This window comes from Seonamhaeicola sp. (assembly GCF_028281565.1).
In the GTDB taxonomy this organism is placed as follows: Bacteria; Bacteroidota; Bacteroidia; order Flavobacteriales; family Flavobacteriaceae; genus Seonamhaeicola.
This window is the reverse complement of sequence record NZ_JANQJQ010000043.1, coordinates 188,556-202,653: the sequence shown is the minus strand read 5'-3', so window position 1 is coordinate 202,653 and position 14,098 is coordinate 188,556. Positions and strand designations below refer to the sequence as shown.

At 34.8% G+C, this 14,098-nt stretch carries 5 protein-coding genes and 1 pseudogene; all 6 read right to left on the bottom strand.

Annotated elements, in window-relative coordinates; translation table 11 throughout:
• Nucleotides 1-91: 91 nt before the first annotated feature.
• Nucleotides 92-2,821: a hypothetical protein gene (locus Q0983_RS18265; RefSeq protein ID WP_299556322.1), complete on the bottom strand. Its 2,730-nt coding sequence runs from the start codon at nt 2,819-2,821 to the stop codon at nt 92-94.
• 505 nt (nt 2,822-3,326) lie between these two features.
• A pseudogene (locus tag Q0983_RS18260) lies at nt 3,327-3,617 on the bottom strand (acetyl-coenzyme A synthetase N-terminal domain-containing protein); the annotation flags it as partial.
• 169 nt (nt 3,618-3,786) lie between these two features.
• Complete coding sequence (locus tag Q0983_RS18255; RefSeq protein ID WP_299556321.1) at nt 3,787-5,226, bottom strand: RagB/SusD family nutrient uptake outer membrane protein; 1,440 nt, start codon at nt 5,224-5,226, stop codon at nt 3,787-3,789.
• A gap of 10 nt (nt 5,227-5,236) precedes the next feature.
• Nucleotides 5,237-8,269: a TonB-dependent receptor gene (locus Q0983_RS18250; RefSeq protein ID WP_299556320.1), complete on the bottom strand. Its 3,033-nt coding sequence runs from the start codon at nt 8,267-8,269 to the stop codon at nt 5,237-5,239.
• Between the two features lie 18 nt (nt 8,270-8,287).
• Entirely contained in the window at nt 8,288-9,784 is a 1,497-nt protein-coding gene (locus Q0983_RS18245; protein WP_299556319.1) for a GEVED domain-containing protein, read from the bottom strand.
• 205 nt (nt 9,785-9,989) lie between these two features.
• The gene (locus Q0983_RS18240) at nt 9,990-14,048 is read right to left on the bottom strand and encodes a two-component regulator propeller domain-containing protein (protein ID WP_299556318.1); all 4,059 of its coding nucleotides are present in this window, start codon (nt 14,046-14,048) and stop codon (nt 9,990-9,992) included.
• Between the last annotated feature and the right edge of the window lie 50 nt (nt 14,049-14,098).

The following is a 14,098-nucleotide window of genomic DNA, read 5'->3' as shown; positions in this document are numbered from 1 at the left end:
AAATTACTGTAAAACAGATATTTAAATGATTTTTATTTTTAATAATTTAACACTTTGTAGTGTGTATGAAGTAGTATCTAAATGCAGGTTTTTAGTAAGAGACAAGAAATTCTGACAAACTTTTTCCCGATTCTATATCCATTTTTTTTCTTAATCTGTACCTCTGAATCTCCGTACCTTTTAGAGTAATACCCATTAAAGGGGCAATCTGTTTTGTGGTTAAACCGGTTTTTATGTAAGCGCAGAGCCTCAAATCCTTGGTGGTCAACTTGGGATAATCCTTTGCTAACCGTTTTAAAAAATTGTCATTAAGGGCGTTGAAATTTATTTCAAATAACCTCCAATCATCTTTATTATTAAAAAAGCTATTTGTTAAATCAAGCACTTTATTTGTCCTGGCTTTATTAGGCGAAACTTCCTTAAGCCTTTTTAATTCATTTGTCAAAACCATCAAGGCTTCATTCTTTTGTATAATCGTAGATGTAGAGTTTAATAACTCTCTCTTTTTTGTTCTAATTTCCTTCTCATAATTCTCCTTTTCCAATTTCCTTATCTTGGCTTTAACATCCTCTGCATACTCTTGCTTGAGCTTCATATGCTCCTTTTGGACTTTAATCTTATTCAATTTATAGATTACATAAATTATAGCCAGAAAAAATAACATGTAGATTGACTTCATCGAGCCAGATAAATACCAAGGCGGTAGTATAATCAGCTTTAATTCGGTTGTTTTTATATAATTTCTATCAAATCTGTCATTTTTCAAACTAAGCGAATACTCTCCATAAGACAAATTCTGGAGTATTAAATCTCCTCCTTCTATAACTCCTTGTTGGTTATATTTACCTGAAAGTCTGTAGGCATGCCTATTACCGTACAAATTAGGACTGGAAACCTCTAAAGTAAGTCGCCTCCCATCCTTATAGGGAATTTTCAATATGGAATCATTAATGGGAAAATGATTCTCAAGGGAATATATCTTGGCAATAACAGGCGGGATATCATAGCTTTTCTGCACCCTATTCTTTAGCACATTAACATTAAACACTGCCAGACCATCATTAAGATTCATTATTCTAATGGAGTCATTTTTAACTATGACTTTTTCAAATCCAGAGACCAAACGTCTTTTTACCTCAGGAATGTTTACTATAAATACTTCCTTAAAATCTTTATCCAGATAACTTAAAACCTTATCATCCAAAAACCAATTCTCATATTCGTTCTGACCGATAATTCTTTTATTATTAAATTCTTGAAACCTTTTGTAAGGTCCTAAACTATCTTCCTCTTTATAGTAAGTGAACCATTCTCCTGAATTATTGAACAAAATGTTCTTAGCTCCATCTAATGACGTGATTGTAGATTTAAACCTGCTGAATCCTTTATAATCGTCAAAATCGGTCATGCTTAACGCCTTTGAATACGCTTTGTCCAATTTAACCCTGTAGACGCCTTTATTTGGGTGACTAATCCAAATGATGTCATTTGATTCAAAAACCACATTATTCACCGGAAAAGAAATATTTTTTACTAATTGAGAATACCAATTATCCCCTTTTTTAACAAGTAGGTTAACCCCTAAATAAGTCCCTTGCAAAAAACTATTCTTTTGATTAGGCAATTCTGTATTACTATAGACACCTCCGGATTCAAAATTAATCGGTATCGCTTGATCCTCTCTCACCAGAAAAGTACCTTTATTATGGCCTACAATTAAATCATCTCCAACAACCTCTAAATCCCATGCAACACCTTCAGAATTCCTTATAAATTGTATTTCATCATTTTCAGAAAAAGTATATACCCCAGTATTACTGGCTAAATAATATTGAGAATTGAAATAAACGATATCGTGCACAGTACCTAATGTACCTGAATCATCCGAATAATATAAAAAAGGTGTTTTTAAATCAATTTTACTAATACCATTGTCCAGGGCAACCCACAAATTCCCATTTAGGTACTTTAACCCTAACACAGTATTATTTTGAAGCCCAGATTCTTTATTGAGATATTCAATATTCCCAGAATTTATATTATAAATAAGTATTCCATTTTTTATGGTACCAAACGCTATAGTATCCCTATTTATAAATTCAATTTTATTGATTACAAATTCTTTTAATTGAGCATTAATTTTTTCTGTTAATGGAATACGTTTTTCTAAATTGTACAAAAAAGCACCATTATTAGAATCGTAAAAGAACAGCAACCCTTCAAAAGCTGCAATATTGCCAGTTCCTCTAAGGCCTTCATCTTGACCGGTTGGACTGTAAGCAAGTAGTTTTTCATTTCTCAACTCCTGAAGCCCCATAATTTTATTGGCCAAAAGTATCTTATCTTCATGAGTGGCTATATCATATACAAAACCACTGTTTTCAATATAATCTATCTTGTTTCCTGAATAGACATAAAAGCCCTCAAAGGATCTAAATAATATATCTTCTTTATAATTGGTTATTTTCCAAAATTCCGCACTTTTAAACTCATGTTCTTTATCAAACAAGTGCAACAAGGACGTATAATTATAAGTACCTAAAGCATCTTTTTGCCAATAACCAAATTCTTCATAAGACCCAGTAAAGATTTTGTTTCCATAAACAAAAACCGATCTTACAACAGTTTTATTAGGAAGCTGATATAATTCCCACGACTGACCGTTATATACCAACAAACCTTTGTTGTTTGCAACATAAACTACACCATCGTTACTTACATCGATACCCCAATTTTGGTTATCAGCCTGATACTCCGTTATACCATAATTATCTATTTCTGGATAAAAGACCTGCCCATAACTTAGACACGGTAAAATCAAAAACAAGAAAATATATAATCTATTGTGGAACATAAAACAGATGCATTACCCCTTAAAATTAATTAACAAAAGAGCATTCAGCTATACAAATCTATCAATATAGCTAAGATTATCCTATTTTGGGTTTATTCAATGTCAGTATTATCCTGAATTCCCGTAATCTAAGTTCAGTAAATCAAATTCAAATTTGTATCAATTTATGATGCCTTTTGTTATCGTTGCCATTTCTAAAAGTTAGCTATTGTAAATTGTAGTAATATGTATCGGAAGTCATCTAACTTTTAGTGCTATTTCACCCCTTTCATAATACTTTGAACAACTTCGGGATTCAATAGTGTACTGGTATCTCCTAAATTACTGGTGTTCTTATGGGCTATCTTTCTTAAGATGCGCCTCATGATCTTCCCGGATCGTGTCTTGGGCAACCCACTGGTGAATTGGATCTTATCCAGTTTGGCTATGGGCCCTATATGCTCCGTAATGATCTGATTGATCTTTTTTCTAAGGTTATTGTTTCGGCTTCCTCATTGGGATCGTTAGGCTCAAATAAAATGGCCGTATTATCCCCTCTGGTTGCCAAATGCCTGTCTATACAGTTTTCGGTAATGTTTAACTCAGCCCCTTCAAACCATTTCACTTCAGGTTTTGAAAAATCCCAACTCAATACCTTATCCCACTTCCTGCTCCACATAAAATGCTCCTCGGCGATCTCTTCCCAAAAATGCTCTGGGTCCCGGACCGATTTTCTGTAAACCTGATAATATTCCTCTAAATGTTTTATGTGGTAATTGCTCATGATTGGATAGTATTATATTTTTTTAATTTTCGATTTAAAACTGCATTGTGCTACATGGCAGAAATAGGGCATTAACTTTTAATTCTTAATTGATAAAAAAAGGTTACCAATTAGACTGGCAACCTTTTCCATTTTTAACTTAAAATTAAAAACCAAGATTCACTTTATTTTAATATCCCGTATTTTGCTCCAAGATACTAGGTATCAATTGAGCTCCAGGTTTAGGTAATAATCTATTGTTTTCTGTTACTCCTGTATGAACACCTTGATTAACTTCAACAACCATTTTCTTTCTTACCAAATCAAACCAACGATTCATCTCAAAAGCAAGCTCCCAATTACGTTCTGCAATTACGGCTTCATCAAATTCTAATTGCGATAATCCTGAGGTCAAATCTGCTAAACCTGCTCTTTGCCTTACAGCATTAATTGCATTATAGGCTTCTGTTGAAGGGCTTCCTTCGTCCATATTAGCTGCTTCAGCATATATAAGTAAAACATCTGCATAGCGCAACAGTACATTAAATCCTTCACCTGCCAGACCTCCACTTACCGTTTGGCCGGCATCTCTATATTTAGCTATATATGGCTCAACTCCGGCCTCTTCAAAGGTCATTCCATCCGCGAAAACCGATGTAAACGATGCATCTTTTCTTGGGCCCTCTGGAAATACATTAAAAAAACGAGTTTCGCTATGGAAGTCTCCCCATCCGTTTTCCCCATTACCCCAGTGTCTGGAGGCTGTATGCATGTGACTTGAAACAGCGCCATCATTTTCTATGGAACCATAAAAGCCAAATATAAATTCAGTATTTGTTAACCTATTAGCTTGAACCCATAAGTCAGCAAAATTTGTCTCTAAATCGTATGTTCCAGCATCTATAACCTCTTTGGCCTTATCCCTCGCTAAAGCATAGTTAGACGTATCCTCTAAAGGCCAACCAGCCATTGTCAAATAAACTTTCGCTAATAAGGCTTTCGCAGCTCCTTGTGTAGGACGTCCTCTTTCAGGAAAACTTATTGGAAGTTTTGCCTCAGCATCCTTCAGGTTATCCACGATAGAGGCATAAATATCTGCTACGGAAGATTGCTTAACATTTTCAATATCACCTTGGTTTTCAAAAGTGGTTAACTGAACCTCACCAAACCAACGTACCAAATAAAAGTAACAAAAGGCCCTAATAAACTTAGCCTGCCCTTCAATAGCATTTAGTTTGTCTTCAGCAATTCCCTGAGCATTTTCTAAATTACCAATAATCACGTTGGCATTACCAATAGTTTGATACATTCTTTTCCAAACAGCAATGATTGATTGATCGCTATCGTTAGCACTTAATTGATTAAGGTTTCTATATATTCCGGCATTAGACATAACATCTTCAGCTCCAGAAGTCATAATTAGGGGGTACGCATAATCAAAGCCTTCCCAACCAGAATAAAGAGGTAAAAAGGTACCTGCCAGAGCCGCCTGAAATTCGCTCTCTGTTGTAAAAAAGGATTCTGGACTTAGCAAGGATGGAGGTGTTTCTTCCAGTTCGATATCCGCGCAACTGCCGAATACAAACAAGGCTATAAATAAAAATATGGTATTATATTTTATGTTTTTCATAGTAATAATTTTAAAATTTAATATCTACTCCTAAAGTATATTGTTTTTGCGATGGATAAGATGCCAAGTCAATTCCAGCAAAGGAATCTACAGCATTACGACTATTGGCAATACTTCCAGAATTATTTGACTCAGGGTCAAACCCAGAATAGTCTGTAAACGTAAACAAGTTAGTTCCAGTAGTATAAATTCTGCAAGAATCAATACCAAGCTTTTCTGATAATTTTTCAGGAATGGTGTACCCTAAAGTAATGTTCTGAATTCTTAAGTATGAACCATCCTCTATCCAACGGCTTGAGTTCCTAAAACCGCCTTCAGCATTATGAGCAGGAATGTTTGTGTTTTGGTTATCTGGAGTCCATACATTTAGATTTGCAATACTCAGACCATCTCCACCTTCTATTAAAGAGCGTCCCAAATTATATATATCATTACCTTCAGACCCCACAATAAAAACATTTAAGGAAAGCCCTTTATACGTAAATGTATTATTCCAACTATATGTAAAATCAGGAAGCGCATTTCCAATATTAACAGCATCAGCAATACTGTACAAACCGTCATTATTTTGATCGACATATCTTTCAGATCCTGGTGTCACACCATAAGCTGCTGCCAGAACATCCTCATCTGTACCCCAAATGCCATCAAATTCTAAACCTCTTATTAAACCAATGGGCTGTCCAACTTCTAACCATACAGCATCTGAATGCCCAGGTAATCCGGCTCCACCCAAACGCAATTCTGTTTCTCCATCATTAAGAGCTAGAACTTTATTGGTGTTTTTAGTAAAGATAATATCTGAATCCCACTTAAAATTATCGTTTCTAACCGGAGTTAAGGACAAGGCAAGTTCCACTCCCTTATTTTCAACTTTACCAGCATTTACCAATTGTGTCTGAAAAGCAGATGCCTGAGGCAATGCACGCTCTAATAATAAATCTGAAGTAGTTTTATTGTAATATTCAGCTGTTAAGTTCAAACCACCGTTAAACATGGATAAATCAAGCCCGATATTATAACTTTCTGTAGTTTCCCACTTCAAATCTGGGTTAGGAGCCTGTGTAGATAATGCAATCCCGGTATTTAAATTTGTTCCTCCAAAAGGAAAATCAAATCCGGTATCTAATTTAGCTAAAGATTGATATGGACTAATTGCCGCATTACCGACTTCTCCATAACTTCCCCTTAATTTTAGATTATTAATAACATTTGAATCTTTTAAGAAGTTTTCATTCGAAATAGTCCACGCCAAACCTGCTGAAGCAAAAAATGCACGTTTATTATTTTCTGAGAAAACCGATGCTTCATCGGAACGTCCTGTTAATGTTATGGAGTACTTTTCATCGAAGGCATAGTTTATACGTCCCATGAAAGATTCCAAAGAGGATTTATCCCTCCAAGAAGTAGGTTTTGACGGGAACTCCCCAAGACCTAAATTATTATAAGTCACCGCATTAGTAAGAAACCCCCTAGCTCCTGCCCAATTTTCATTGAACTCTTGGGTTTGCTGTTCAAATACACCTGTTATCTGTAAATTGTGCTTTTCATTAAATTCTTTAGCATATGTTAACCTATTTGTGTTTTGATAAGTAACCCATTTACTATTATATATAGACGCACGTCTATCTCCTTCGGTTCCATTAATTATCTTTTCGTTGATATAAAACCCGTTTTCTCTATCGAACAATTGATAAGACCCCATGATATTTAGACTTAATCCATCAAAGATTTCATATTCTATACTAGGGTTAATTATAGTACTATTAGTATAATTGTCCCTTATTGGCTCATTAGCCAAAGCAACTGGGTTATACTCCGTTACTGGCCCATAAGCACCGTCAGGTCTCGAGTAGGTACCATCTTCTAGAAAAATAGGTCTGGTTGGCCCAAATACTAATGACGCATAAACAGGACTACCTTCTGCATCGCGAGCATTTAGCAAAGTAGGGTTGTCCTTAGAAAAGTTCATAAAAGTATTTAACTTAACTTTTACCCTTTCGCTAAGTTTTGCTTGGATATTGGAACGCATGGAAAATTTCTTAAATAAGGAGTTGATAACAATTCCTTTATTTTCAAGATAGTCTCCTGAAACACTGTAATTAACATTTTCCGTACCGCCACTAACATTTAAACGATGATTCTGTGAAAGTCCTGTTCTATAAATTTCGTCCTGCCAGTCTGTACCACCATTAGCTGCAAAATCCTGTAATTGTTGATCTGTGAACACTAATGGTAAACCTCTTTCCAATCTATTTTGGTTAACCTGCTGAGCATATTGATTGGCATTTAGAAAATCTAATTTCTTCCTTATTTGATGTATTGTTGTGAAGGAATTAATTGTTATAGTTGGTTTTTGAATTCTTCCTTTTTTGGTAGTTATTAAAATAACTCCACTTGCCCCTCTAGAACCATAAATTGCAGTTGCAGAAGCATCTTTGAGAACTTCCATTGATTTAATATCATTGGGGTGCACGTCACTTAAAGACACACCTTGAACACCATCTATAATTACTAAAGGATTACTCCCTCCGTTTATAGAGCTAACCCCTCTAATACGAATAGAAACATTCCCTCCTGGAGAGGCGTCGTTATTGTTAATTCGGACTCCTGCTACCCTACCTTGCAATACCTGATCTGCTCTAGCAATTGGAACATCTTGTAATTCACTTACATTCACAGAGGTAACGGCTCCTGTAATGTCACTTTTCTTTTGAGTACCATATCCTACAACAACAACCTCATCCAACTGAGACACATCTTCTTGCAAACTAATATTAACAACAGTTTTATTGTTAACCGCAACTTCTTTAGTTACAAAACCTACATAACTAAAAACAAGGGTTCCTGTTGAGGGGGCTTCAATTGAATATTTTCCATCAAAGTCAGTTGAGGTTCCTTGTGAAGTTCCCTTTAAAAGAATAGTCACTCCAGGCAAAGGTTGGCTGTCATCTGATGTTACCACACCTGTTATCGTTTGTTGTGCAAACGTAATAGATGTTATTAACAGAAACAGATATAATATCTTTATTTTAAATTTCATATTTAATGTCTTTTATATTTATTGAATATTTACCTTAAAATCTTTAGTGGTTTGATTGGCTACTTCTCCACAAAGCCCATAACCAACCCAAGCGTCTAACGTTAAGACCCGCATTCTAACTGTCTCAACCACTGCTTCTGCCGGCACGTTTATTGTTTGAGAGAATGGCCCATCATTTAATTGATCGTCGGCTCCAAATTCAGCAACTAACTCTCCTGCATCTTCAAAATCTCCATCAGCATTCCAATCTATAAAGACTTTGGACTTTGACCAATTGTTTGATTGGGTCAAAGCCAAATCAAAACTAGATTCTTTAGTAACAGTTAATACTTCATTTGCATAATACATATAATTTCCCGAAGGCTGATCTCCCGCATGATTTATGTTAATATCAGCACCAGTTGTAGTTATTGTATCGGCATTATATGAACCTGTACCAGAAATTGAGCAATACGCAATCCCTCCAATTGTAACAGGGAAATCTTTTATTGTTTGATTCGGTACCGCTCCACAAATTCCATGTTCAACCCAAGCATCAGAAGTAATAATTCGCATTCTAGAATCACCTACTTGAGCCTCGGCCGGTATTACAACCTCTTGTGAAAAGGGGCCATCGTTTAATTGATCATCCAATCCAAACTCAATTACCAATTCACCAGAATCCTCGAAGTCCTTATCTCCGTTCCAATCAATATATACTTTAGATTTAGACCATGTGTTTGATTGTGTTAGTTCTAAAGTAAAAGATCCTTCTGCTGCAATCTCAAGTACTTCACTTTCGTAAAAGCCATAATTATTAGCAGGTTGGCTCTCCGAATGATTTATATTTACGTTGGCTCCTGTTGTGGTTATAATATCGGCATTATATGAACCTGTACCTTCCACAGAGCAGTACTGAAGTCCCAATATAGCCGGGTTTCCACTAGCCACCAACTCTACTGAAGCACTTTTTTGTCCCTGAACTGATGTAACAGTTATTACTGCTACACCTGCTGATACAGCCGTTATATTTCCATTCTGGTCAACCGAAATTACTCCTGGGTCACTTGAGGACCAAATCACATCTTTTATTGTAGCATTTTCCGGAGTAAAAATCACATTATACTTTGTTGTTGAGGGGTCTCCATCAGGTGCTTCCTCCAATTCAATTTTTTCAATTTTGACTATAACGTTAACCTCTATTGTTTTAGTTATGGAGCCTCCTTCACTTTTAGCTGTTAAAATAGCATCACCAAGACTAATCCCTTTAACCCCAGCTACTAATCCGTTTTCCGTATACTGAATTTTGGCAACTTGCTCGTTGCTTGAAGACCAAATTACATTTTCTGTTGGATTCTCAGGAGCGGGAGTCACAACAATCTTTTGAACTTCATCAACATTTAATTGTATAATGCTTTCTCCCAATACTATTTCTTCTAGGCCTACTATGGCTATATCATCTTCTTCACAAGATGAAAACACCATGGCCCCCAAAAATAGTAATGACACAATAATTTTTAGTTTGTTTTTTTTCATAATTAAATTTTTGAGTATTAGCTAATTCGAATTGTTAAACACAAACTTATAGTCAATACTCAAAAACAAAACGTTGAGAACTCGGCATAAAAGGTTGGTATTTTCGTAAAACCCTTATTTTAAAGAGGTTTCCTCCTATAACTCAAACTTATTTCAGTAAATTAAACGGCTATTTTTATTTTCTAAGATTACTTATCTAAAAATGTTAGCCAATAAGATTCTCTTTGGCATAGGTAGTAGGGGTAACACCAAATTTCTTTTTAAACTCCTGACTAAAATGACGCCGGTCAGTATAACCAACTTTAAAGCAAACATCAATAATTGACATTTTGTTTTGCCCCAAAAGTTGAGCAGCCCTTTTTAAACGAAAATCCCTAACAAAGGCCACGGTTGTCATTCCTGTTAATGCTTTAATCTTTTTATATAAGTTGGAATGACTCATTGCCATTTCTGAAGCTAACTCTTCTATATGGAATTCGGAATTATCAATATTTGCTTCAATGATATTATTAAGTTTAGTTAGCAGTTCTTGGTCTGGTGAGGTAAATGACATTTCCCTGGGACTAAGCAAAATATCATTGGTGAATTTTTCTCTTAATTGCCTCCTGCTTTCTAATAAATTCTTAATTCTAGCAACTAATATATCTTCATTGAATGGTTTCACTAAATAATCATCGGCACCAGTTTCAAATCCTTCCATAATATTTTCAACCATAGTTCTGGCAGTAAGTAAAATGACCGGAATATGGCTCGTTAAAATATTCGACTTCAACTTGGAACACAAAGTAATGCCATCCATAATCGGCATCATTATATCACTTACGATAATATCAGGTAACTGTTCCCTTGCTATTTCATATCCCTTTTCACCATTATCTGCAGTCACCACCTCGAAATTCACAGATAAAAGTTCATTGAGATAATCAAGTAAATGAGGGTTGTCTTCAACAATCAATACCTGATAATTATTAAATTCATTACCATCAAATTCCTTTTGTGAGGTGTTCGCATAACGTGTTATCAAATCTTCAGAACTATCAGAACCCGGAACGAGTTGTTCTCTTGTAAAATGGGTATTACCCAATGGCAAGGCTATTGTAAAACAACTCCCTTCGTTCAAAGCACTATTCACTGTTAGCGTTCCTGAGTGTAATTTAACTATGTCCTTAGCAATGGAAAGTCCAATTCCAAATCCTAAATTATCTGTAATTGTATCTTCATTTTGATAGAATCTATCAAAAATGTGGGGCAATTTGTTTTCAGGAATCCCCTTTCCTGTATCTTTTACTGATATTTTCACAAATTCACCTTCTCTCAAAATACTTAAAACTATGCTATCACCACTCGAAGTGAACTTGAATGCATTGGTCAACAAATTATAGATTGTCTTTTCTAACTGAATTTTATCGAACCAAACGTAGACGGAAGTATCTGGTTTCTCAATCTTATAATTAATATTATTTGATATGGCATGTTGAGAAAAAGCCAAGAAAATCTCTTGAATAAAATAGACAATATCATTTTCACTTATGTGCAAGTTTATATTACCTGTTTCTAACTTCCTGATGTTTAGTAATTCACTAACTAAATTCATTAAACGACCAGTACTCCTCTTAAGGTTAGTTAGTTGTTTTTGTTCTTTGGCGCTCACATTGCTCCTCATAAGACTATTGATAGTACCTGTAATCAAAGTCAAGGGGGTTCTAATCTCATGTGAAATATTCGTAAAAAACCTCTGTTTTAGTTGATGAATTTTATCCTCTTGCTCTCGTTGTAATTTTTCAAGTCTTAAATTATTTTTAACCTCAATCCAAGCAAATGTATAATACTTTATAAGCCATAGAATAATGACTAATAGTATAAAATAACAAACATATGCCCACCAAGTTTTCCAATACGGAGGCAATACCTCCAACCTTATTGAAGCTATATTTTCATTATTGGAATTATTAATATGTGAATCACTGGCTTTGACTTTGAAAACATAATCACCTGCGGAAAGATTAGTATATGTAGCGGATCTTAGGTTTCCTATCTTTCTCCAATTAGTTTCGAACCCCTCCATTTTCACACTATAATCAACCTTACTAAAAGGGAATTCTAGCGCTGAAAATTCAAAAGTAATCACTGATTGCTTATGGTTTGTGGTTATTTTTTCGGTAACCGAAATGTTTTTTTCAAGCATTTCACCTTCACCTACTGAAACACTTTTTTCAAACAGTTTTAAATCCGTAAAATATACTTTAGGGTCATTTTTCTCATGTTTGGCTATCATTGGATTAAATGAAGACACTCCTTCCACCCCTCCAAAATATAGAATCCCTTGAGTATCTTTGCACACGGAATTTAAATGAAATTCGCTCCAATTACTTTGAATGCGCTCTATAGATTCTTTGTCCACATTATATTTAAAAATCCCATCTTTAGTCCCCATCCATATATTTCCAAAATCATCATCAATTAATGAAACAACCGTATTAGAGTTAGTTGTTATTCCTACTTCAAATCTTTCAAAAGACTCGTTGTTTTTGTCAAACCTATTCAAACCTTCTTTGGTAGCCAACCAAATATTCCCTTTTTTATCTTGCAACAAATCAAATATATAGTCACTGCTAATAGATTTTGCATTGGTCTCAATATTTTTGAACCGCCTGAATTCTTTTGATTTAGAATCGAACTTGTTCAAACCCCCTCCATGAGTACCTATCCAAATTATACCTTCTGAATCCGGAAGTAGAGAAATAACATTGTCACTGCTTAATGAGTTAAATATGTTTTCTGAGTACCTATAATTTTCAAAGGTTTTTGTTTCATAATTGAGAAAACTTAGTCCACCTCCCCATGTGCCTATCCATAAATCACCAGTCGGTAATTCTATTAAATCCCTAACATCATTATAAGGTAGTGAGGTTTCGACCAAGTTATTTCTTTTGAATTGTTCTATTTTTCCTCTTTGGGAATCGAAAAGAATTAGACCATTAGCGAAAGTTCCCACCCAATATTGACCGGTCGCTTTTTTCTTAATTAGTTGTACATAATCTCCACCTAAAGGCAATTGAGTTTGTGCATGAAAATTTTCAACTTTTCTAGAATTAATATTGTATTTATTCAGGCCCTTCCCGTCCGTTCCAATCCATAAATTTTTGTCATCTTTTAAAACCGACAATATAGGAGAAGCGTCATACCCTGTTCCGTCACTATAATAGAACAAACTGTTATTAACGCGTTTATCCAATATGTTGATTCCCTTCCATGCCGTACCAATCCATATATTTGATTGGTTGTCCTTAAAAATTGTATTTACTGTATTATTTGCCAAGGAAGCTCTTAAGCGATTGTCAAATAAGTATTGTTCAACGCTTTGTTCTAAAGAATGTCCACTGCTTACTTTAATTATTCCGTCCCCGTCGGTCCCAATCCAGATATTATTGTTGTCATTCCAAATAGTTCTAATAATAGGAGCATCAATGCCCCGACCTGATTTGAAAAATTTGGAGGCGACGTTAGTATTTAAATTCAACCGAATGAGTCCATTCCCATTGGTCCCTACCAATAAATCGCCATGGTTATTGTATTCTAAGGCATTGATAAATTCGAACATTAAATTACCATCATAGCTATCTGGTTTTGGCCAGGAAATAAATTTTTTGGATTCCACATCAAACCTGTACAATCCGGTTCCATAAGTACCTATAAACAAATCTCCTTCTAATGTTTCGAGCATCGCCCAAACACTTATAAAATTTTGCGAATTGAAATTGCCTTTATGCTGTTGATAGGTTTTTATTTCATTAGATTCAGGTTCGAAAAGGTCAATTCCCATTTCTGTTCCAATCCAAATGTTTCCATGTTTGTCTTCAAGAATTGTGTGTATATCATTTGATGATATTTTATTGTTTTCTGTGGAGGAATTTCGATGAACTTCAAATTTTTCTTTTATCGGATCATAAATGTTTATTCCTCCTCCAATGGTACCAATCCAAACATTACCCTTTTTATCAATGTGAAGTGAAGAAATATCGTTTGAACTCAGACCACTATTTTTTTGATTGTATTTTTTGAATTGGGTACCATCATATCTATTCAGTCCATTTTTTGTCCCTATCCAAATAAAGCCGAGACTATCCTGAACTATTGCAGTAATTCTATTATTTGACAGTCCATGTTCAATAGAAATTTGTTTAAAAGCCCCTTGGTTCTGTCCTAAGAGTACTTTGAAACAGAAAAGAAAACAAACACTAAATATTCCCCATTTAATTTTCATTTGATTATAAACATAAAAAGCTATCTCCCAGTAATAAATATAATAAGAAG

Excerpts from the sequence above, each read along its gene's own strand:
- Q0983_RS18255 (WP_299556321.1), bottom strand. The coding sequence starts at position 5,226 with ATGAAAAACATAAAATATAATACCATATTTTTATTTATAGCCTTGTTT.
- Q0983_RS18250 (WP_299556320.1), bottom strand. The coding sequence starts at position 8,269 with ATGAAATTTAAAATAAAGATATTATATCTGTTTCTGTTAATAACATCT.
- Q0983_RS18245 (WP_299556319.1), bottom strand. The coding sequence starts at position 9,784 with ATGAAAAAAAACAAACTAAAAATTATTGTGTCATTACTATTTTTGGGG.
- Q0983_RS18240 (WP_299556318.1), bottom strand. The coding sequence starts at position 14,048 with ATGAAAATTAAATGGGGAATATTTAGTGTTTGTTTTCTTTTCTGTTTC.